We start from the raw sequence: 23,075 nt of genomic DNA on the forward strand, positions 1-23,075 counted from the left end.
AACAGATTGTAAGATAACAAAAAAATCATGCTATAGGGTTCAGACCGCACGTACGGAGATAGGTTCCCCGGCCATTTTCTTTTTCAGGGTACGCTTGGTACGGTCGATCACTTCACCCGCCAGTTGCCCGCAGGCGGCATCGATATCATCACCACGGGTTTTACGAACAATAGTCGTAAAGCCGTATTCCATCAACACTTTGGAAAAACGATCCACCCGGCTGTTGGAGCTGCGGCCGTAAGGTGCCCCCGGGAACGGGTTCCATGGGATCAGGTTGATCTTGCATGGCGTGTCTTTCAGGACTTCAGCCAGTTGGTGCGCATCGTCGGTGCTGTCATTGATATGGTCCAGCATCACGTACTCGACCGTGACCCGACCCTGGTTGGCATTGGATTTTGCCAGGTAGCGGCGCACCGCAGCCAGGAAGGTTTCAATGTTGTATTTACGGTTGATCGGCACGATATCATCGCGGATCTTGTCGTTCGGCGCATGCAGCGAGATTGCCAGCGCAACGTCGATCATATCGCCCAACTTGTCCAGCGCCGGCACCACACCGGAGGTAGACAGGGTCACACGACGCTTGGACAGGCCAAAACCGAAGTCGTCCAGCATGATTTCCATCGCCGGTACCACATTGCTCAGGTTGAGCAGCGGCTCACCCATACCCATCATCACCACGTTGGTGATCGGGCGTTCGCCGGTCACTTTAAGCGCACCGATGATTTTCGCCGCACGCCACACCTGGCCAATGATTTCCGACACGCGCAGGTTGCGGTTAAAGCCCTGCTGGGCGGTCGAACAGAATTTGCATTCCAGTGCACAACCCACCTGGGAAGAAACACACAGGGTCGCACGGTCGCCGTCCGGGATAAATACGGTTTCGACCTGCTGATCGCCCACTTTGATCGCCCATTTAATGGTGCCATCGGCTGAGCGTTGTTCTTCCGCCACTTCTGGCGCACGGATCTCGGCGACGCTTTGCAATTTATTGCGCAGGACCTTGTTGATGTCGGTCATCTGCTCAAAATCATCGCAGCAATAGTGGTACATCCACTTCATCACCTGATCGGCACGGAAGGGTTTTTCGCCCATTTTGGCGAAGAACTCACGCAACTGCTGACGGTTTAAATCCAGCAGGTTAATTTTGGCCACAGCCGGTTGTTCCGCGTTAACGGATTGAGTAGTCAGCGAATTATTTTCAGACACGATGTGCTCGGACGTGATGGGTTCTAACATAATTGATCTCTGGCCTCGTTGTTACACGTTACGGCGCGAAAGAGTGGAAAGTAAGTGCGTCGTTCAACCCGCATCAATTGCGGTGACGGCGCTAAAAAGCGCGCCCCTGACAAGAAGCCTTATCAGGGGCGCGGCATTGTACAAATTTTAGTAGCAGCTTTCCACGTCTGAAAGGTATTCAGGGCATTTTTATTGTTTCAGCCGATGAATGCCGTATTCGGACGGGTATTATTAACGTGAGCAGATTTCGCTATCGTTAAAGAAGTAAGCGATTTCGCGCTGTGCAGATTCTACTGCGTCAGAACCGTGAACGGCGTTGGCAGTGAAGCTGTCCGCGTAGTCAGCACGCAGGGTGCCGGCCAGTGCGTTGTCTGGGTTGGTCGCGCCCATGATGTCACGGTTACGCTGTACTGCGTTTTCCGCTTCCAGAACCTGTACCACGATCGGGCCAGAGGTCATGAACTCGACCAGGCCATCGAAGAATGGGCGGCCTTTGTGCTCAGCGTAGAAGCCTTCAGCTTGTTCGCGAGTCAGACGCAGCATTTTGGATGCGATGATTTTGAAACCGGCGCGCTCAAAGCGAGCATAGATTGCGCCGATGTCGTTGTTAGCTACAGCGTTTGGTTTAATGATGGAAAAGGTACGTTCTACGGTCATGATGGCCTCTGTATAACTTCCAAAACAGGCCGGTCTGTAAACAGGGTGCCGGCCTTCTCAAGTGGCGCAGATTATATGTGCGCTGGTAACGCTTGCCTACGGGAAAAACAACATTTCATTAAAAAATCATTATCTTTATTCTTCACTTTGCGGCCCAGAGCACAGGTTATGAAAACTCAGCCTAATCGAGGCTAAATTCGCGCACGGCCACCTGACCACTCTCATCCAGCACGCTGAGCTGATAACGGCCGGGTTGGGTCAACGTCTGCAACAACGACTCCCCTTCCCCCACCAGTTGGCCGTTGAGGAACCACCAGCGCTGTCCGCCGCCCCCCTGGGTGCTGACCCGCAAATCAAGCGCATTGTTGCCAGGCAGGCGACGCAGTATCGCGCCGTCACGCACGCCCAACATCAACAACGGCGGAGCTTCTTGTTGCTGCAACGGCGGGCACTGTGGATCGATAGCCGGCAAGCGCTGAGCACGGCGCTCCGCCGCAGGCAACCAGGGCTCCAGCGGCGTTGGCCACAGTGCCAGCCGACGCGGTGTCGCCCCCGGGCAATCCGCCGCCACCCGCAATCCACGCGCGTTCAACCACATCAGCGGCTGACTGCCCAGCAGGCTTTCCTGGCCCGGCGCGGGCAGCGTCGGCGGGATAGTCCCGTCGAGGATCCAGCTCAGACGCCGCTGACGGCAATTACTGTCCCCCGCCGGAAGCGGCTGGCCGCCCGGCCAGCAAATCACCGCACGGCTGACGCTGGCGGGGCGAGGATCGGCCGGAATACCTTCGCCACGCTGGCGTAAAGAGGTCAGCAACAGGTTGTTGACCTGATTCAGCAGAGGCACCGCCGTGGCGAAGCCGAACTGCCCGGCCACCGGCGTGCCGTCCGGTCGGCCCACCCAAATACCCATCGTGTAGCGGGCATTAACGCCAATCGCCCAGGCGTCGCGATAACCGTAACTGGTGCCGGTCTTCCACGCCAACGGCACGCTGGCGGGCAATGCATCATCCGGTAGTGGGCGCGCCTCTCCCGCCAGTATTCGCCGCACAATCCAGGCGGCACCCGGTGACATTAACTGGCGATCGTAAACCCCTTGCTGAGGCATAAAGCGCAGCGGTGCCACCCGGCCCTGACGAGCCAGCGCGCTGAATCCGGCCACCAACTGATCCAGCCGGGCTCCGGCCCCGCCCAAGATCAGCGCCAGGCTCGGTTCGGCGTGAGCAGGCAGTCGCAGTTCAACCCCCACGTTACGCAAGTTGGCGGCAAAACGCTTTGGCCCGTAGGCCTCCAGCAACTGTACCGCTGGCAGGTTAAGCGAACGCGATAGCGCCTCACTGGCGCTGACCGGGCCGTGGAAACCGGTATCAAAATTGCCGGGTCGATAATCGCCGAAACGACGCGGTACGTCTTGCAACAGCGATTCAGCGTGGATCAGGCCATCGTCCAGCGCCAGTCCATACAAGAAGGGTTTTAGCGTCGAGCCCGGCGATCGCCAGGCAGCCACCATGTCGACATGGCCAAAGCGGCTGTTATCGTTCAAATCCAATGATCCCAGATAGGCGCGTACCTTCATATTGGTGTGATCAACCACCAAGACACCAACCGAGGTTTTCTCGGGCAGTTGGCTCTTCCAGCCGCGTGCCAGTTCTTCCAGCCGCCGCTGTAACGTGGCGTCCAGCGTGGTGGTTACCACCTGACTGCGGTTACTTTGCGTCATGCGCCTGGCCAGTAACGGGGCCAACTGTGGCACCTGGCGCGGGGCCAACCACAGCGCCTCCTGACGGATTTCAGCCACCTGCTGCGCCGGCCAAACCTGATAATACGCCAGCCGTTCCAGCACTTTGTCACGTGCAGCCTGTGCCCGTTCCGGGTAGCGATCCGGTCGCAAACGACTGGGAGCCTGCGGCAACACGGCCAATAACGCCGCCTCACCCCGCGTCAGCGCCGAGGGCGGCTTGCCCAGATAAGTCCAGCTTGCTGCACCAATCCCCTGTAGCGTGCCACCGTACGGCGCCCGGTTAAGGTAGATTTCGAGGATTTGATCCTTCGACAGATACCATTCCAACTGAGCGGTGCGCCATACCTGTCGCAATTTCCCCCCCAGCGTGCGGGGATGGGGATCTATCAGCCGCGCCACCTGCATCGACAGCGTGCTGCCGCCGGAAACAATCTGCCCGTTGCGCAGGTCCTGCCAGGCAGCACGGGCCAGCGACAACGGATTAATCCCAGGGTGCTGATAGAACCAGCGATCCTCATAGGTCAGCAATGCCTGCAGATAATAGGGCGAGACCTGCTGCAGGCTGACCGGATAGCGCCATACGCCGTCACTGTCCGCATAGCGCCACAACGGCGTGCCGTCCTCCGCCACCACCACGCGCGCCATCTCGGCATCTTTCAACGGCAGCGGCCACAGCCGATCCGCCAACCACAGTAAAGCGGGCAGCAGGACAATGACCAGCAGCCAGAGGGCGCCTCGGCGACGTAAATGGGTGAGGAGTCGATTCATTGGGAAACTATCACTCCCTTGCCCCGCCTCCGGCTAAACCTCCGGGGCGGGGCAAGGAGGATCATTTGGCGATTTCAAGCCGTTGCGGTGTCGCACCCAGCGCACGCCAGGCTGGCACATACATTGACTCAACCTGCGGCGCAGGCACCAAATAGGTACCCGGAGTGACTGCGCGCGCCAGATACAGCAGCGTGGTATGACGGTAGCCGTCGATATTCACCGCCGCCACATAGCGATCGTCACGGAACTCCTGATGCTTGATGTCGGCCTGCTGCATGTCTTGCAGCAATTCGGTCACGCTGCTGGCACTTTCGCCCAGGCTGGCACTGCTGTCCCCCAGGTTCTGGTTTTCCAGCTCCAGCCCGGCCGGCAGCAGATCCACCACCAGCGCATCCGGTACCTGATTGTCGGCCCAGACATCCAGGTGCACCAGGATCAGTTGGCCGCTTTTCAGTTGGGTCAGATCCACCGGCTTACCATCCAGCCCCAGGAATTCACGGCGGATGTTCAGCACGTTGCTCTGCGGCTGCGGTGCCTGTTGCGGATAGCCCACCAGATCGACCCGGCTGTACAGCGTGCCGCTGCCGGTATTGGTGAGCTGCAACCCAGCCGCCAACTGTTCAGCGGACAGGTTTTGCGTCAGCGCCTGGCTGCCGGACAGCGTCTTGCCCTGCGCCGTTTGCGCCTGCCATGGTGTTTCAGCACTGCCGATCAGGTTGCGCGCGGCCAGGAACAGGGCATTGCTCTCCTGCGTAGACAGATAACGTTCGCCGTTGAGACGCTCAGACAGCGTCAGCAAGCGCTGGTCACGCTCGGCCGGCAGCAGATTATTTTCGGTCAACAGCGCCAGGATCATCGCGTCATCACGCAGCGGGCTGCCGTAATCTTCCAGCCAGTAATCTTTGGCATTACGCTGCGTCGCCAGCCCTTGCTCGATCGCCTGATTGGCACGCGGCATATCCCCCATCAACTTCAACGCCACCCCAAGCTGCACTAGCGGCAAGCCTGATCGAGCATCGGCACGACGCTCAAACAGCTGCCGCAATGCCCCAAGCGGTGCCTGTTGCTGACGTGCCAGCACCAGGCCGGCATAGGCCTGCACGGCAAAACGGGTGTGATCCGGGTACTGGGTGGAGGCAACGTCGATCTGGCTGCGATCCTGCAAATAACGCTGCAGACGGTTGTTGGCCGCCGTCAGGGCATCCGCCGGTACGCTGTAGTTCTGCTCGCTGGCACGGAACAGGAAGTCCGTAGCATAGGCCGTCAACCAGAACTCTTCCTGACTGTCGCGATTCCACAAGCCAAAACCACCGTTATAGCGCTGCATGCTGAGCAGATGCTCAATGCCAACGTCGATACTGTTGCGGCGACTTTCATCGCTGCCGGATTTGATCCCCAGCGCGCTAAGCTGCGCCCGGTTGGTGTACAGCGACGGGTAAAGCCCGCTGGTGGTCTGTTCCAGACAGCCGTAAGGATAGGCGTACAATTCGCTGATGTAGCGCGCCAGGTTGATTGGCGGACGGCTGGTCAACAGCAGTTGCCCTTCGGTCGTCGCCTGCACCAGCCCGGCGGCGGCATCTGCCGGTAAGCCCCAGCTTTCACCGGCGTGGATCACGTTGGCAAACTGGCGGGTCTGCGCCGGGTAAGCCGGTCGCACGCCAATCTTCCAACTGTGCTGGTAGTCTTTGAGCGTTTCCCCCGGCAGCACCAGGCCGCTGACGGTCAGCGCAACTTCACCCTGACCAAAGCCCGCCAGCGCCTGCACCGGGATCTGCAGCGTGGTGCGCTCGCCGTTGGCCAGGCTGATCTGTTGTTCAGCAGCGCCCTGCAGCGCCACTAACCCGCTGGAAGCCAGTTTCACCGTTAATGTCTGCGGCTGCCCCGACAGGTTGCTGACATCCAGCGCCAATTGGGTACTGTCGCCCCCAGCCAGGAAGCGCGGTGTCGCCAGCTCCGCGACTACCGGTGCGGCAACAACGGTCTTGCCCTCCGCCTTGCCGAAGTCTTCATTACTCCACGCCTGCGCCATCAGTCGCAGTTCGCCGTTGAAGTCCGGAATGGCAATCTGAATTTCGCCTTCGCCATTGGCATCCAGCTTAACCGGCTGCGCCTGCTGGGCGACGATGGTAACCGCGGTGATCGGTTTTTTACCGCCGCGCGACAAGGCATCTTCGTCATCGCCGTCACCGCCGTAACGCAGGTTAGCCAAACGCCCCTTGCCTTCAATCAACTGACCGTACACATCGTACTGATCGGCGCTGTAGCGTTTGCGGCCAAAGAAGGCCTGATACGGATCCGGCGTTGCGTAGTCGGTGATATTGAGGATGCCGCTGTCCACTGCGGACAGCAGCACGTTGATTTGCTGTGGCGGTTTACCGCTGCTGTGGGCGGCCTTCACTTTCACCGTCAACATTTGGTTCGGCCGCATACGCTGCGGCGCGTCCAGCGTCAGTGCCAGTTTGCGCCCTTCATCCACCAGCGGCAGATGCAACAGCCCTACCGCCCGTTTCGGCGTCGACTGCTGTTGCTTATCTCCCGGGCGGATCACCAATGCGCTGAGGTACAGATCGTGGCGTTTCCACTCCTGATTGATCGGCACCTCGACATCAATGCCCTTGGCCGGTACGTCCAGTTCCTGCCACCACAGCGGGCCATCGCTGGATTCCACCAGCAGATAGCCCTTGCCGGCGGCCGGTGCTTCGATATGCAGTTTCACTTTTTCGCCCGGTTGGTAGGCCGGTTTGTCCAGCTTCAGCTTCACCTGGTCCGGACGCACCGCGCCGCTGCCATTGGTGTTGTCCTGCCAACGGTAACCCGCCCAGAAACGCAGGCTGCTGATCAGATTGCTCTGTGGATCCACCACCTCAATGCGGTATCCGCCCCACTCCACCGGGAAACTGACCTTGGCACTGCCGTCGGCGGCGATATCGATAGTCTGTTCCGCCAGTGGCAGATCTTTTTTGTCGTACAACGACTGCCAGCCTTCGCCTTCTGACCACTGCCAGTAGTAGTCGCGGCGCTCACGCACCAGACGGGCCTTCAGCCCGCTGACCGCCAGTTTCTCGCCGGCAGCATTGGCGTAGACGATATCAAACCCGGCCTGGGTGTTTTCATCCACCACCGGCTGGGCCTGATAACTGTCGCTGCGGTAATCATAAATCTGTTGTTTGCTGAACAACGGCCGAATGCCGGGCAGTGCATCGGCTGGCCAGATCGCCTGTTCAGCGCGGCGTGTCACCGGGCGGCCACCGGACTCCAGCAGGCTGGCCTGCAGAATGGCCTTCAACGGGGACTTCACTTCGGCCCAACTGCTGTCTACTGCCACCTGCGCCTTACCGGCGTTATCCAGTGCCTGATCGAATTCATCCATATTGCGCGACAGGCTTTCTTCCGTCACCGAACCGAACTCATAGCCCGGCAGGCTGCTGACCGCCTCACGCTGTGGTCGCAGGAAAACCTGCCCCTGCAGACGATTACCCGAGGCAGGAGCACCGTAGAGATAGCGACCGCTGACGTCGAACACCAGCTGTGCGTCAGGGCGCAGCGGGGTTTTCTCGGCGGTGATGTCGAGCGCCATGCGTTCCGGCAGGAAATCCTCTACCTTGAAGCTGTACAACCGTGGCTGGTTATCGCCCAGGTTGAAACGCAGTGACCAGTTACCGGTCGGCCCGCCTTCGGGAATGGAATACTGATATTGATACAGGCCGTCCTGTGGCTGCCAGACAAAGCTGCGCGCCACCTGATCGTCCGGCTTGACGATATCTACCTTCACCGGCTGGGCCGGTAGCGGCTTGCCGTCGGCGTCACGCAGCAGACCGTTTACGATCAGCGTTTCGCCAGGACGATACAAATCACGTGGGCCAAAGGCGAAGAATTGCTTGCTGTAACCTTCCGGCCCGGCAATATCGAACTCAGCCAAATCCAGCGCCGGCGTCGAGAGGTCGATCATGCTGGTCTGGCCCTGCTGGGTAGTCAGCAACAACCGTGCCTTGGGGCTTTTCGCTAACTGGGCATGCCCCTGCTTATCGGTGGTGCCCTGGGTCAGCGTTTGGCCTTTTTCATCCAGCAGGCGCAGTTCCACCGCGCCCAATGCCGCGCCGCCGTCCAGCGCCTGGGTAAACACATCCAGACGATCATGATAGCTGTGCAGTGAAACACCGATATCACTGAGGGTGAACAGGGTCGCCGGGTTGGTGTAGCCGTAATGCCCGGCCTGTTGCATCACCGCCAGGTAAACCCCCGGCTGCTGCAGTGCCTCGATGCTACTCAACGGCAGCAGCAGGCGTTCGCGGGTATTGCGTTGCGGATTGAGATCAAAGCGGCCGCTGTAGACCAGGTCGGCCATTTTCAGCAGTTCTTCCGATTCCCAACTGGAAAGCGAATTGCGGTACTCCCAGTTGGCCAGGAATGCCGGTAAGGCATCGGCCTTCACCCGGAAGAAGTTAACGTCGACGTTATCGACGTTGAGCGCCATCACCGGTAACCCCTGCGCCAGCTTGGTTGGCAGCAGTGAGCCTTTGCCGGCAAAGCCGACGCTCGGTTTGATGTCGCGGGTGGTAATTGTCTGTTGTTGCTGTTTACCCAGTTCGGCACCGTTGACCGCTTTCAGACCACCCTCAAGGGTCAGTACCACTTTGCGGTTAGGCTGCAGATGGCGTAACCGCAGCTCCATCAAATTATCTGACAGCTCCCAGGCACCATCGATTTTACCGCTGACGCTGTCGACCAGATGAGCTCGCGCGGCGAAATCCTGATTTGGATCCAGCGGCAAAGAAAACGTCAGCACCATGGCACTGGCGCCGTCGAGTTGCAGTTCGGAGGCATCAAGCAGCGTTAAGGGTTTCCCGGCGTCGCGTTTCGCCAACGCTGCCAGCGCGGCGGCATCCGGCCGCTTGGCCTGCGTGACGCTGCTGGCCTGAGCATCGGCTTGCGCCGCGGTTGAGGTTTGACCGTTGTCATCACAGGCAGCCAGCAGTATCAGGCCCCCCGCCAATACGATCCCCTGACAAAGCTTCTTGCCTGATGCAAATGCCCCTGAACGGCATGGTTTCATCGTTTAACTCCCTGGCAGCCTTTACGCAACGACACCCGTCGGCGCAATATCCGAATATGGATGAATGATAGCAGCGCTGTTAGCATCAGACCCAGCTCAATTTTTCCCCGTCAACAGAAAGGGCAACCGAAGCCTGAGCAGGAGATGATATGGCCACAATGAAAGATGTTGCCCGACGGGCAGGTGTATCGACGGCCACCGTCAGCCGGGTGATCAACAGCACCGCCTATGTTGAACCGGTCACCCGTGAACGTGTTGAAAAGGCCATGCGCGAGTTTAACTATCACCGCAATGCTGCCGCGCTGGCCCTGGCGAAAAGAAGCGGCAATATGCTGGGGTTATTGACCGGCAATCTCGACGATCCCTTTTTCTCGCGACTGGCGCGGGGCGTCGAAGATATCACGCGCAAAGGCGGCGTAAAATTGATGGTCTGCAGTGGCGGCCATCAGGCCGAACTGGAGAAAAACGGGCTCGACTTTTTGATCAACCAGGGCTGCGAAGCCATCGTGGCCCACGTGACCCGGATGAGCGATGCCGACGTCTTACGCTACGCCGCCCACACCCCGGCAATGGTGGTGATCAATCGCTATTTGCCCGCCATCGCCAATCGCTGCATTTGGCTGGATAACGTCAGCGCCTCTCAGGCCGCCACCCAGATGCTGATTCAACACGGGCACCGGAATATCGCCTGTATCACGACAGACTTGCCGATCGATGACAGAAAACAGCGTCTGGAAGGCTACCGCAACGCCATGGCTCACGCCGGGATCTCGGTGCCGGGTGCCTGGATCATCAGCGTCCCCTTCAATGAACAAGGAGGCGAATTAGCGGCAGAAAGGATCCTGACCAGTGGTCACCATTTTACCGCCGCACTGACGTTTAATGACGTGATGGCCGCCGGTATGATGCGAACCTTTCGCCAACGCCAGATGAGCCTGCCGGAGGATATCTCGATTGTCGGGTTTGATGACGTGGCCCTGGCAAAATATCTCCACCCGGCATTGACCACCGTGCATTATCCGGTTGAGAAAATGGCAAGACGCGCGGCTAATTTGGCACTACAGCTCAATTCCGCTGTTACTGTGGCACCGCAGAATAATATGTTTTCCGCTGAATTGATCCTGCGAGACTCGGTCGCCTCCCTCGAGAAAAACACCTCAAATCAAGAAAACAAGGCCATAAAGTGAGAGCTATTTCACACAACAGCAGTCCATGAAACCGATTACATGGACAGTTGCCCGCGCTCACACCTCAATCAAAACGAATTCATTAGGCTGGCGTCACACCCTCATCCTTAACCGGAGTTGTTAATGAATAACAAAAAGAAACTCAACCTGGGGCTAGCGATGCTGCCCATTGTGGCGATGCTATTACTGCTGATCATCGGCTACGGCCAGCTTGGGCTGCGGATCGAGCCGTTGCTGCTGGTCTCGGCCGCCATTGCCGCCGCACTGGCCTGGTGGCAAGGTTACCGCTGGAACGACATTATCGACTCGATCGTGGCCAAGCTGGCCAAGGCGATGCCGGTGATCATGATCCTGATCTGCGTCGGCGGTTTGATCGGCACCTGGATGTTCAGCGGTACCATTCCCTACATGGTGTACTGGGGCTTAAAACTGATCAGCCCGCAATATATCCTGATCGCCGCGTTCTTCATTACCAGCGTGATCTCCGTTTGTACCGGCACCTCCTGGGGCGCAGCCGGTACCGTCGGCGTGGCACTGATGGGCGTGGCCGCCGGCCTGGATGTGCCTTTGGCCGCCGCCGCCGGTGCCGTGGTTTCCGGGGCCTACTTTGGCGACAAAATCTCTCCGTTGTCTGACTCCACCAATTTCGCCGCCATCGTCGCGGATACCGACCTTTACAGCCATATCCAGCACCTGATGTACACGACATTACCGAGCTTCGTTTTAGCCGCGGTGGTGTATCTGATTGCCGGGCACACCAGCGCCGTCGGCAGCGTAGCCACGCCGGAAAAAGTCACCGAGATCGTGACCGCGCTGGAGGGGCTGTATCACTTTAACCTGCTGCTGATCCTGCCGCCGGTGTTGGTGCTTTGGGGTGCCGTCACTAAACGACCGGTGATCCCCGTGATGCTGGCGGCCTGTACTCTGGCCATCGCCATTGGGGTACTGCTCCAGGGCTTTAACCTGCAGCAGGGCTTAAATGCGTTGATGGACGGTTTTAACCTTTCGATGTTTACCGCCCAGGGGCACAGCATTACCGGCATCGTCGACGATGTTCCACGCCTGCTAAACCGCGGCGGCATGTTCTCGATGATGAGCACAATCCTGCTGGTGTTCTGCGCGTTTTCCTTTGCCGGGGCCTTAACGCTGACCGGCGCGCTGACCGTTATCATCAACCGACTGCTGAAAGTGGTTCATACCACCGGCCAGTTGATTGCCGCAACGGTCGCAACCACCATTCTGGTGACCGGCGCCACCAGCGACGGCAAGCTGGCGCTGCTGATCCCCGCAGAACTGTTCAAGGGCGCCTACCGCCGCATGGGATTAGACAATAAAAACCTGTCACGGACCGTGGAGGACGCGGGCACCGTCATCGAACCTTTAATTCCGTGGACCGCCGCAGGTATTTATATGGCAACCACCCTGGGTGTCAGCACGCTGGATTTATTGCCTTGGGCCATCCAATGCTACGCCGCCGTGTTCTTCGCCCTGATTTATGGCTTTACCGGATTCGGGATTGCCAGAATACAGCCAGAAAACGATTTACAGCGTAAGGAAGCCTGACGTGAAACCAACCGATTTTAACCAGATAGTTAACCGCCACAACACCGGTTCGGTGAAATGGGACTTTATCGACCGCTATCTGCAACTCGATGAAACCGATCTTTTGCCGATGTGGGTCTCTGATTTTGACTTCCAGTGTCCAGAGGAAGTCCGGCAGGCGCTGCATCAGCGGGTAGATCACGGCATATTTGGCTATAGCGAACGCGATGACTCATATTACCAGGCGGTAATAGAGTGGTTCTCAAGCAGGCACAATCTGCCTTTGCAACGCGAATGGTTCACGTCGATCGAAGGGGTGGTGCCCGGATTGGCGATCCTGATCCAGTTGCTTAGCCAGCCTGGCGATCCGGTGGTGATCCAGGGGCCATACTATGGATCTTTCGCCAAGATCATCACCATGAATGGCCGAGAGGTCCTCGAAAATCCGCTGAAGGAAAGCCCACAAGGCTATCAATTCGATTTCGAGCATCTGGAGGCCTGTTTTGAGCAGCGGAAACCGCCATTGTTGTTGCTGTGTAACCCCCATAATCCAACCGGACGATGCTGGAGCCACAGCGAACTGACGCAGTTGATGGCGCTGTGCAGCCGCCATGGCGTGACGGTGATTTCCGATGAAATCTGGGCCGACCTGACGCTACCCGGCGAAACCTTCACCTCGGTGCTGCACCTGGATGAAGCCTGGCATGACCACCTGATTTCAGCGACCTCTGCCAGCAAGAGCTTTGGCTTGTCGTCGCTGAGGATCTCAAATTTCCTGATCCCCAATGCTCGCACCCGCAATGCGTTTATCGAACGCCTTAATGCTCATGGGTTGGATGTCTTCAATGCGCTGTCGATGACCGCCGCAACGGCAGCTTATCAACAGGGGGAAGCCTGGCTTGATGATTTACAAGGTTATCTGGCCGACAACCGGCGTTGGTTTGAACAGGCATTAGCCTATGCCGCGCCCTGGTGCAAAATGGCCCGGGCCGAGGGCACCTACCTTGCCTGGCTGGATTGTCGCGCTTTAGGCCTGGATGATAACGCTTTACAGCAGGCGTTGATCCACCAGTCAAAGATTGCCGCCTCGATGGGCATCAGCTTTGGCGAGCAGGGAAAAGGCTTTATACGCATCAACCTTGGCTGCCCGCGGCAGTATCTTGAACAGGCCATCGCGGGGCTCGCCCGACTAAAGCCCTGAGCAACAATCACCGGTGTATGAAAGGCCCCAGTCGGGGTCTTTTTTTGAACGATATCTGGTGGGAATGATTGAATGAATTTACCGCGACCTGACGGTATAGCTTTGAAATTAAAGCTTCTGTTAGACTGCGGATGGGCGCTTGAAGCTTTCTGCTTCAGGCCCTGGGTGGGAAGCAGAAAGAAGAAAGCCCCAAACTGACTCTTAATCAGAATGAGGCTTCACCATACTGCCTGAACACCAGCATGGTAGCCTCTTAACCGCAGAAATGCAACGGAGGGCTGACATGTCGCGAAAACTGTTTTTACCAGGATTTACAGTAGGATGCGTAACATTCTTGGTATTCACCTGGCTTATACGTGGCTCAGTTTGTGAGTTGACGTTTAAACAGGGAAATATGGAGGTAGCGGCAGTGTTGTCCTGTAACGTTCAACGTTAAATGGCAACCTGAAGGCGGGGTTCGCCCCGCCTGTTTTGGTGTGACGCAGTGGTTTTCCAGCGCCCATTGCTGTATTCGGCCAGCCTTTCGAGGCTGGCCGCTCTCTTTAGTTTTGATACAGAGAACAGCAGCAAAAACAGGATTACTGGGTTTTATCCGTTGAAGGAATAATATTACGCAACCAACTGCCCCAGCGACGCTGGTAGAAGGGTTGGGTATGGGTGATCAAATAATGGCTGACGCCACGTTCCTCTTCCGATACCAGGCAAAAATCCACCGGTTCATCATTAGGCGCGGTTTCGCTGGCCACGCTGCCCGCCTCGTTGATCAATGCCTCAATGTCGCCTTGCTCGCCATCCACTTCCAGCCCAACCAGCAGGTTAGGTTTTTCGTCGACCGCCTGATCGTGCATCAGAGCCAGAAATGCGCGACGCACCGGCTTACGCTGACTGAACAGCGTGGTCAAGGCATCGACCATTGCCGACGGGTATTCTTCCGGCTGCCCCAGCAGGATCTGGGTATCTTTATCGATATAGCGCTCTGCCGGTTTGCTCACACCGCCGGTCGCCAACAACATTGCCACTTCTTCAGGATAAAACTCTTTGCCGTACTCGGCCTTCGGGTTGAGGAACAGATCCGCACCCTGCGTAATCTCGAATAAGACGCGTGCCGGCATGGCGATGAACGGCTGTTCATCCTCAACGGCCTTTTGCAACGCTTCTACCGAGGTAAAGAATGGGATGCTGCTGCCACCGTCCTGCTTTTCCCAGTGCTGGATATTCACCGGCGTATCGGCGTTCAGCGTGATGTCACCGCCGAGTTGCACCTGCTCGCTGTCACCGAGGATTAACACCGTAGCGTCGAGCAGTTCACGGAAGAATGCCGGACGATGGGCCGGCTCCGTCACCGCCAGTTTCAACAGGCGTTCAAGTTCATTTTCGCCTGTGGCGACTTCGTGATGGTGAGAACTCATGGCAAACTCCAGCAATCAAATAACGGGGCCCAGCATGCTGGGCCCCGAGGGTAAACGACATTCTATACCCTATAGCTTTCATTTTGCAGTTAGGCGCCCAGCTCGCTCATCCCCAGGCGCTTACTCGAGTAAGTAACTGGGGTGAGCGAGTGCAGGTAACAACGCTGCAACTTGAAAGATGACGGGTATAACGCCCACCTTGGTGGGCATTCAATTATTTGGCTTTGCTCAGCAACAGATTGGCCAGAGCACGTACGCCCAGACCGGTCGCGCCGGCAGCCCATTGATCCACGGCACCTTTACGGTAGGTGGCGGAACAGTCGATGTGCACCCAACCCTGCTGATAATTTTTCACAAAATGCGACAGGAATGCGGCCGCGGTGCTGGCACCCGCCGTGTAAGCCGGAGCGGCCACGTTGTTCAATTCGGCAAAGTTGGACGGCAGTTGGCTGCGATGGAACTCAGCCAGCGGCAGACGCCAGAAAGGCTCTTGTTCAGCGGCCGCACTGGCCAGCAGTTCTTGCGCCAGAGCGTCATCGAAGCTGAACAGCGCATGGTAGTCGTTACCCACCGCCGTTTTCGCCGCACCGGTCAGAGTGGCGCAGTCGATAATCAACTGAGGGTTCTGCGCGGACGCATCGATCAGGCCATCGGCCAGCACCAGACGCCCTTCAGCATCGGTATTCATTACCTCAACGGTTTTACCGTTACGGTAACGAATAATATCGCCCAGCTTGAAGGCGTTGCCGCTGACCATGTTGTCGGCACAGCACAGGTACAGCTTCACACGCTGCTTCAGACCGCGAGCCGCCGCCAGCGCCAATGCGCCGGTAATGGTGGCTGCACCGCCCATATCCGCTTTCATGGAGTCCATAAAGGCGCTTTGTTTCAGGCTGTAGCCACCTGTATCAAAGGTGATACCTTTGCCCACCAGGCAGGCAAACACCGGCGCTTCCGGGTTGCCGGTCGGGTTGAAATCCAGTGCCAACAGCACCGGCGAACGATCCGAGCCGCGCCCCACAGTGTGAATACCGGCGTAGTTTTGCTCACGCAGATCTTCACCCTTGGTAATGCGGTAACTGACGGCTTCACAACCGACATCACACATCAGATCCACTGCGCGGGTAGCCAGTTGCTCCGGCCCCAACTCTTCCGCTGACATATTGATGGTGTCACGCACCCAGTCAACAATCTTCAGGCGCTGTTCCAGCTCTTTGCTTTCCGCTTCCGGCAATTCTGCCCATTCGACGCTGCGCTTGCCCTTCGGCCCACGGAAACCTTGCCAGAACGCCCAGCTGTTTTCCAAATCCCAGCCATCGCCGGCCAGTTTGACGTTCTTGATGCCCTGTCCGTCGATCTTACGGGCGGCACGTTGAATGCTGCCCAGTTTGTCGTTGCCGGTCAGGTGGATAGTCATCCCTTCTGTACCGGTGCTCAGCAGCGCTTTCTCGCCCCAGCGAGCGTCAGCAGGTTGGTTCGACAGCGTTACCAGCATGAATTCAGTTGTCATAGCCTTACTCCGGATTTCCCCTTCATTTTCACGTTGTTGCGCGAAATCTATTGGGGATTTTTATTGTATACCCTATGAGTTTCAAGTTGCCTCGATAACCACCCGGGGTTCGTAGGGGCGCTGTATACTGCGCCCTTGCTAATCGGGGCGAATATATTCGCCCCCTACGAGTAACCTGGTGCAGTCAACAACGCTGCAGCTTGAAAGGCGACGGGTATGTCGGATACAAAATAAACGGGCCGCCTATGGCAGCCCGTTACGCTATTTACTCCGCTTCATCTAACCAGACCAGCAGGACAGCTTCCAGTATTTTTTCGTTGGAAGCCTGTGGATCGTCGTCAAAATCTTCCAGATCGCAAATCCACTGATGCAGGTCGGTAAAACGTACGGTTTTCGGATCGGTATCCGGGTATTGGTCGTACAGGGCTTCGCCGATTTCACGGCTGTCGGTCCACTTCAGTCCCATTCCTATTGTCCTCTTAACCTTCACGCGCGTGGTTGACGGTATAACGCGGCATTTCAACCACCAAATCTTCGTCGGCCACCAGCGCCTGACAGCTCAGACGGCTTTCCGGCTCCAGACCCCAAGCCTTGTCCAGCATGTCGTCTTCCAGTTCGCTGCTCTCTTCAAGAGAGTCAAAACCTTCGCGTACAATGCAGTGACAAGTGGTGCAGGCGCAGGATTTCTCACAGGCATGCTCAATCTCGATACCATTGCGCAGCGCCACATTGAGGATTGACTCCCCGTGTTCAGCTTCCAGTACTGCCCCCTCCGGGCATAAATCTTGATGGGGCAGGAAAACAATTTTAGGCATGATTAAACCTCATCCACAGAATGGCCAGCCAGCGCGCGGCGAATGGAAGCATCCATGCGGCGCGCGGCAAAGTCTTGCGTTTGTGCATCTAATGTTTTAATTGCGGCTTCAATGGCGGCAGGATCGGTGCCCTGCGTCGCCAGTTGCAAAGCTTCCACCGCCGCGGGGATCGCCGTACTTTCTGCTTCACTCAGCAATGCGGCATCGCTGGCCAGTGCACCCTGCAGGCTTTCCAGCACCCGCGACGCCTCAACCCGCTGTTCCGCCAGCATGCGTGCGCCAACATCGCTCTGCGCATTGGCCATCGAATCTTTGATCATGCCGGCGATTTCGGCATCGGACAGACCGTACGACGGTTTAACCTGAATTGAAGCCTCTACGCCGGTGGATTTCTCCATCGCGGTGACACTCAACAGGCCATCGGCATCCACCTGGAAGGTAACGCGAATATGCGCGCCGCCGGCTGGCAGTGGCGGTAAACCACGCAGCGAGAAGCGTGCCAGTGAACGGCAATCCTGCACCAGCTCACGTTCACCCTGCAGCACGTGGATCATCATCGCACTTTGGCCGTCTTTAAACGTCGTGAACTCCTGCGCACGCGCCACCGGAATGGTGGTGTTACGCGGGATCACTTTCTCTACCAGACCGCCCATGGTTTCCAGACCGAGCGACAGTGGGATCACGTCCAGCAGCAGCATGTCGCTGTCCGGCTTGTTGCCCACCAAAATGTCAGCCTGGATCGCAGCACCGATAGCAACCACTTTGTCCGGATCGATCGAGGTCAACGGCGTGCGGCCGAAGAACGTACCGACCTGCTCACGCACCAAGGGCACGCGGGTGGAGCCGCCAACCATGACCACTTCCAGCACTTCTTCGGCACTCACCCCTGCATCTTTCAGCGCACGGCGGCAAGACATCAGAGTACGTTTCACCAGAGTCGCGATCAGCGCATCAAACTGTGCGCGGGTCACTTCGCCCTGCCAGCCGGCTATCTCAACGACAGTGCTGTCGGCATCGCTCAGCGCAATTTTGGCCGCGATGGCCGCATCCAGCAGTTGGCGCTGTACGCCGTGATCGCTACGGTCAGCCACACCGGCCTGCTCACGCAACCAGTCGGCCAGCAGATGGTCAAAGTCGTCGCCCCCCAGCGCGGAATCCCCGCCGGTGGCCAACACTTCAAACACCCCACGGCTCAGCCGCAGAATGGAAATATCAAAGGTACCGCCGCCCAGATCATACACCGCGATAATGCCTTCCTGCCCGGAATCCAGACCATAGGCAATCGCCGCCGCTGTCGGTTCGTTCAGCAGGCGTAGCACGTGCAGCCCGGCCAGACGCGCGGCGTCTTTGGTGCCCTGGCGTTGTGCATCATCAAAATAGGCCGGAACGGTGATCACCACACCGTCGAGTTCCCCTTCCAGCGCCGTTTTCGCCCGCTCGGCCAGTGCCCTGAGGATATCGGCGGAAACCCCTACCGGGTTAACCGCACCGGCAGCAGTGACGATCATCGGCAAGCCATTGTCACTGGCCTGGAACTGATACGGCAGGTTCGGGTAACGTTGTTGCACGTCGGTCAATGAACGGCCCATCATGCGTTTGATTGAGCTGATGGTATTGGCGGGATCCTGCGCTGCCTGCTGGCGCGCATCCCAACCGACACGCAAGGTGTCAGCCTGATAGTGCACCACCGAGGGCAGTAAATCGCGCCCCTGGGCATCGGCCAGCGTTTCCGCCTGCCCGCTGCGCACCGTGGCGACCAGAGAGTTGGTGGTGCCTAAATCAATACCGGCAGCCAGACGGCGCTGGTGCGGCGCAGCGCTGAGGCCGGGCTCACTAATTTGTAATAAGGCCATATTGAAGCTTCCACAATCAAAAATGTGTTACTCAAAACCCAGCAGTTTTTCTTCGAGTTGTTCAACCTGTTGCTGGAGTTTGTCCAAAAAGCGCAGCTTACGCACGGTGTCGGCGGCATCAACCCACTGTTGACTATCCAGCTGTTGCACCATCAGCGCGCTGCGCTGTTTGACCGTCTCGTTCACCCGCGCGCCAAAGCTGGCCAGCAGAGTTTCTGCATCCGCTTTGCGTTCTATGGCGTCGAGCTCTTCGCGCAGTTCCAGCTGTTCCATCAGGAACGCAGTATCACGCAGGGTATGCTGCTCGTTGCCCAAATCAAAGCCGTGCAAAGATAGCATATACTCTGCGCGTTTTAATGGGTGCTTCAGCGTTTGGTAGGCGTCATTGATAGTCGCAGCCTGTTGCAACGCCATCAGGCGTTCGCGTTCTGGCTGACTGGCAAAACGATCGGGATGGAATTGGCGCTGCAGATCCTGATAGCGAGATGCAAGCAGGCTGCCGTCCACGGGATAGCGAACTGGCAGCCCGAATAAAGTAAAGTAATCCATAGCGTGCTCTGGGCGTTATCGAATGAAGTTCCCCCGCGGCTGGCGGGGGAGCACGATGGACTGTCAGACGTTGAAACTTTCGCCGCAGCCGCACTCGCTTGAGACATTGGGGTTGTTGAACTTGAAGCCTTCGTTCAGGCCTTCCTTAACGAAATCAAGCTCGGTGCCGTCAAGGTAGACCAGGCTCTTGCCGTCAATGATCACCTTAACGCCTTTGTTTTCAAAAACGATGTCGTCATCGTTCATATCGTCAACAAATTCCAGCACGTACGCCATCCCGGAGCAGCCAGAGGTTCTCACCCCCAGACGCAGGCCAAGGCCTTTGCCGCGGTTATCCATAAATGCCTGAACACGCTGCGCAGCGCTGTCGCTCATGGTAATTGACATCACAACCTCACACTTCAAAGCCCAACCAAGGTCGGGCTAAATGACTCAGAAATAATTACTTGGCGCTATGTTTGCTCTTGTAGTCGGCAATCGCTGCTTTAATGGCGTCTTCGGCCAGGATAGAGCAGTGAATTTTTACCGGCGGTAATTCCAGTTCTTCAGCGATCTGGGTGTTTTTGATCGCTTCTGCCTGATCAAGAGACTTGCCTTTCATCCATTCTGTCACCAGCGAGCTGGAGGCGATGGCGGAACCGCAGCCGTAAGTCTTGAAACGGGCGTCTTCAATGATACCTTCATTGTTGACTTTGATCTGCAGCTTCATCACGTCGCCACAGGCCGGTGCACCCACCATGCCGCTGCCAACGCTCGGATCTTCGTTGTCGAAAGAACCCACGTTACGCGGGTTTTCATAGTGATCGATTACTTTTTCGCTGTAAGCCATGACCTTGCTCCTGAATCCTGAGAATTAATGATGTGCCCATTCGATGCTGTTGATATCCACGCCCTGTTTGAACATGTCCCACAGTGGAGACAGGTCACGCAGACGGCCGATGGATTTACGCACCAGTTGAATGGTGTAATCGATCTCTTCTTCTGTGGTGAAACGCCCCAGAGAGAAACGGATCGAGCTATGCGCCAATTCATCAGTCATGCCCAACGCGCGCAGCACGTAAGATGGCTCAAGGCTGGCGGAGGTACAGGCTGAACCCGAGGATACGGCCAGGTCTTTCAGCGCCATGATCAACGACTCACCTTCAACATAGTTGAAGCTGACGTTCAGAATGTTAGGAACACCGTGCTCCAGATCGCCGTTCAGATACACTTCTTCCATATCTTTCACGCCGTTCCACAGACGATCACGCAGCGTGCGCAAGCGTGCCATTTCCGTCGCCATTTCTTCTTTGGCAATACGGTAGGCTTCGCCCATACCGGCGATCTGATGGACTGGCAGAGTACCGGAACGCATACCGCGCTCATGGCCACCACCGTGGATCTGGGCTTCGATACGGATACGTGGCTTACGACGCACGTACAGTGCACCAATGCCTTTCGGGCCATAAATTTTGTGGCCGGAGAACGACATCAGATCGACTTTCAGCTTGCTCAGGTCGATAGGCAGTTTGCCCACGCTCTGGGTCGCATCAACGTGATAAATGATACCGCGCGCACGACACATTTCGCCGATAGCTTCGATATCCTGCACCACGCCAATTTCGTTGTTCACGTGCATGATCGAAACCAGAATGGTGTCTTCACGCATCGCGGCTTCGAGGGCCTGCAGACTGATAATACCGTTGCTCTGCGGTGCCAGATAGGTCACTTCAAAGCCTTCACGCTCGAGCTGACGACAGGTGTCCAGCACGGCTTTGTGTTCGGTTTTGCTGGTGATGATGTGCTTGCCTTTCTTTTGATAGAAATTGGCAGCACCTTTGATCGCCAGGTTGTCGGATTCGGTGGCTCCGGAAGTGAACACGATTTCGCGCGGGTCAGCGCCAACCAGTTCAGCAATTTGGTTACGGGCGATATCTACCGCTTCTTCCGCCTGCCACCCGAAACGGTGGGAACGGGAAGCCGGGTTACCAAAGGTCCCGTCCAGAGTCAAAAACTGCATCATTTTCTCAGCAACGCGCGGATCAACCGGCGTCGTTGCTGAGTAATCCAAATAAATCGGTAATTTCATTGCTCTTGTGCTCCGTACATCACTTCCAAAAACTAAAAAAATATCGCCAGCTGCTTATGCGCGCAGATTAACGTTGATAGTTTCTTGCTGACGACCGTTGGCCGTGCGACGGGTATCGTTGTTCTGACGGTCCGCCACCACCAGCACGTCCTGGTTGTTTACCAGTTCAGCCAGCGTAATGTTGTTCAGGAACCCGCTGATGCGCTCGCTCAGATCGCGCCACAGGGTATGAGTCAGACAGCGATCGCCACCCTGACAGCCTTCTTTACCCTGGCAACGGGTTGCATCTACCGACTCATCGACAGCCGTGATAACTGCACCTACGGCAATCTCACTTGCGTCTTTACCCAGCAGATAACCACCGCCCGGCCCACGTACGCTGGCCACCAGGCCATTCTTACGCAGACGGGAGAATAATTGTTCCAGATAAGAGAGCGAAATACCCTGGCGTTCAGAAATATCCGCCAGAGGTACGGGCCCTTCCTGGGAGTGCAATGCCACGTCAAGCATAGCGGTTACGGCATAACGGCCTTTGGATGTCAGTCTCATAGCTAAGTGGTTACCTGTTGGTCAAACATGGCCGAAAGTCTGACATTCCTGAGTAAATCAGTCAACTATTTAACCTAGTAATTTACTCAAGTATTAGCACGTTTTGGACTAAGCCAGATAATATGCATATAAAATACACATTATAACCATTAGATAACTAATACTATTACCGCCAGCCGTCATTTCACATCAAATTAATTACCTTGATGTTTATCCTGTTTCTCGATAGACGTCAGCATGCCGCGCAGGATATTCAGCTCTTGAGCTTCCGGTCGCGCGCGGGTGAACAAACGGCGTAAACGGCTCATCACCTGCCCCGGATGGGACGGACGAATGAAGCCACTATGCTGCAGCGTTTGTTCCAGATGTTGATAGAAACGTTCGAGGTCGTCCACCAACGGATAAGGGGTTTCTTCCAGCTGCGGCGCGCCCACCTGTTGGCGATCGAGGTAAGCCACACGCACTTCATACGCCAGGATCTGCACGGCCATCGCCAGATTCAGCGAGCTGTAGTCCGGGTTGGCAGGAATGGCGACATGATAATGGCACTTTTGCAGCTCATCATTGGTCAGGCCGACACGTTCACGGCCGAACACCAGCGCGACCGGTGCATGTTCACCTTCGTGCACGGCGCGTATGCCGCATTCACGCGGTTCCAGCATTGGCCACGGCAAGGTGCGTGAACGCGCACTGGTGCCCACGACCAGGCTGCAGCCGGCAATGGCGTCATCCAGAGTGTCAACAATGGTGGCGTTGCCGATCACGTCGCTGGCGCCTGCGGCCAGGGCAATCGCCTGAGAATCAGGTTTTATCAGCGGATTAACCAAATAAAGGTTGGTTAATCCCATGGTTTTCATGGCTCTGGCGGTCGAGCCCATGTTACCGGTATGAGAGGTTTCTACCAGAACAATGCGGATGTTATGCAGCATACAAACTCTGA

The 23,075-nt window shown here is 57.0% G+C and carries 19 protein-coding genes; 4 read left to right on the plus strand and 15 right to left on the minus strand.

All coding sequences use genetic code 11. The annotated features are described in order from the left end of the window. Positions 1-39: 39 nt before the first annotated feature. The 4 genes from rlmN to QOT07_RS19085 all read right to left on the minus strand — a co-directional run bounded on the left by rlmN (position 40) and on the right by QOT07_RS19085 (position 9,452). Positions 40-1,236, minus strand: coding sequence for a dual-specificity RNA methyltransferase RlmN (gene rlmN, locus QOT07_RS19070; RefSeq protein ID WP_085118255.1), 1,197 nt, complete (start codon positions 1,234-1,236; stop codon positions 40-42). A 231-nt stretch (positions 1,237-1,467) separates the two neighbouring features. Beyond that, entirely contained in the window at positions 1,468-1,893 is a 426-nt protein-coding gene (ndk, locus tag QOT07_RS19075; RefSeq protein ID WP_085118257.1) for a nucleoside-diphosphate kinase, read from the minus strand. Positions 1,894-2,074: 181 nt separating this feature from the next. Then, entirely contained in the window at positions 2,075-4,399 is a 2,325-nt protein-coding gene (pbpC, locus tag QOT07_RS19080; protein ID WP_283603760.1) for a peptidoglycan glycosyltransferase PbpC, read from the minus strand. 61 nt (positions 4,400-4,460) lie between these two features. Further along, entirely contained in the window at positions 4,461-9,452 is a 4,992-nt protein-coding gene (locus QOT07_RS19085) for an alpha-2-macroglobulin family protein (RefSeq protein WP_283603761.1), read from the minus strand. Positions 9,453-9,601: 149 nt separating this feature from the next. Between QOT07_RS19085 and QOT07_RS19090 the strand changes: the two genes are divergently transcribed. From QOT07_RS19090 to QOT07_RS19105, 4 genes are all read left to right on the plus strand, one after another. Beyond that, positions 9,602-10,639, plus strand: coding sequence for a LacI family DNA-binding transcriptional regulator (locus QOT07_RS19090; RefSeq protein WP_283603762.1), 1,038 nt, complete (start codon positions 9,602-9,604; stop codon positions 10,637-10,639). Positions 10,640-10,762: 123 nt separating this feature from the next. After that, complete coding sequence (gene nhaC, locus QOT07_RS19095) at positions 10,763-12,202, plus strand: Na+/H+ antiporter NhaC (RefSeq protein WP_099062670.1); 1,440 nt, start codon at positions 10,763-10,765, stop codon at positions 12,200-12,202. A gap of 1 nt (position 12,203) precedes the next feature. Then, on the plus strand, positions 12,204-13,382 hold the full coding sequence (locus tag QOT07_RS19100) for a MalY/PatB family protein (protein ID WP_283603763.1): 1,179 nt from the start codon (positions 12,204-12,206) through the stop codon (positions 13,380-13,382). 283 nt (positions 13,383-13,665) lie between these two features. After that, complete coding sequence (locus QOT07_RS19105; protein ID WP_283603764.1) at positions 13,666-13,818, plus strand: Hok/Gef family protein; 153 nt, start codon at positions 13,666-13,668, stop codon at positions 13,816-13,818. A gap of 142 nt (positions 13,819-13,960) precedes the next feature. On the opposite strand, the gene sseB is transcribed toward QOT07_RS19105, so the two are convergent. The 11 genes from sseB to trmJ all read right to left on the minus strand — a co-directional run bounded on the left by sseB (position 13,961) and on the right by trmJ (position 23,064). Continuing rightward, positions 13,961-14,791, minus strand: coding sequence for an enhanced serine sensitivity protein SseB (gene sseB, locus QOT07_RS19110; protein ID WP_283603765.1), 831 nt, complete (start codon positions 14,789-14,791; stop codon positions 13,961-13,963). 214 nt (positions 14,792-15,005) lie between these two features. Further along, positions 15,006-16,301: an aminopeptidase PepB gene (gene pepB / locus QOT07_RS19115; protein WP_085118273.1), complete on the minus strand. Its 1,296-nt coding sequence runs from the start codon at positions 16,299-16,301 to the stop codon at positions 15,006-15,008. 265 nt (positions 16,302-16,566) lie between these two features. Further along, on the minus strand, positions 16,567-16,767 hold the full coding sequence (gene iscX / locus QOT07_RS19120; protein WP_085118275.1) for a Fe-S cluster assembly protein IscX: 201 nt from the start codon (positions 16,765-16,767) through the stop codon (positions 16,567-16,569). Between the two features lie 13 nt (positions 16,768-16,780). Then, positions 16,781-17,116, minus strand: coding sequence for an ISC system 2Fe-2S type ferredoxin (fdx, locus tag QOT07_RS19125; RefSeq protein ID WP_085118276.1), 336 nt, complete (start codon positions 17,114-17,116; stop codon positions 16,781-16,783). A 2-nt stretch (positions 17,117-17,118) separates the two neighbouring features. Next, positions 17,119-18,969 (minus strand): Fe-S protein assembly chaperone HscA, encoded by a 1,851-nt coding sequence (gene hscA / locus QOT07_RS19130; RefSeq protein ID WP_283603766.1) that lies wholly within the window; start codon positions 18,967-18,969, stop codon positions 17,119-17,121. A 27-nt stretch (positions 18,970-18,996) separates the two neighbouring features. Continuing rightward, on the minus strand, positions 18,997-19,518 hold the full coding sequence (gene hscB / locus QOT07_RS19135; RefSeq protein ID WP_207979589.1) for a co-chaperone HscB: 522 nt from the start codon (positions 19,516-19,518) through the stop codon (positions 18,997-18,999). 63 nt (positions 19,519-19,581) lie between these two features. Further along, entirely contained in the window at positions 19,582-19,905 is a 324-nt protein-coding gene (iscA, locus tag QOT07_RS19140; protein ID WP_085118282.1) for an iron-sulfur cluster assembly protein IscA, read from the minus strand. A 55-nt stretch (positions 19,906-19,960) separates the two neighbouring features. Further along, entirely contained in the window at positions 19,961-20,347 is a 387-nt protein-coding gene (gene iscU, locus QOT07_RS19145) for a Fe-S cluster assembly scaffold IscU (RefSeq protein WP_012146333.1), read from the minus strand. 24 nt (positions 20,348-20,371) lie between these two features. After that, positions 20,372-21,586, minus strand: coding sequence for an IscS subfamily cysteine desulfurase (locus QOT07_RS19150; protein WP_085118284.1), 1,215 nt, complete (start codon positions 21,584-21,586; stop codon positions 20,372-20,374). 54 nt (positions 21,587-21,640) lie between these two features. Next, positions 21,641-22,135 (minus strand): Fe-S cluster assembly transcriptional regulator IscR, encoded by a 495-nt coding sequence (iscR, locus tag QOT07_RS19155; RefSeq protein WP_085118285.1) that lies wholly within the window; start codon positions 22,133-22,135, stop codon positions 21,641-21,643. A 194-nt stretch (positions 22,136-22,329) separates the two neighbouring features. Then, positions 22,330-23,064, minus strand: coding sequence for a tRNA (cytosine(32)/uridine(32)-2'-O)-methyltransferase TrmJ (gene trmJ, locus QOT07_RS19160; protein WP_085118287.1), 735 nt, complete (start codon positions 23,062-23,064; stop codon positions 22,330-22,332). Positions 23,065-23,075 lie beyond the last annotated feature (11 nt).

The sequence above is a fragment of the Serratia proteamaculans genome (genome assembly GCF_949794035.1).
In the GTDB taxonomy this organism is placed as follows: domain Bacteria; phylum Pseudomonadota; class Gammaproteobacteria; order Enterobacterales; family Enterobacteriaceae; genus Serratia; species Serratia proteamaculans.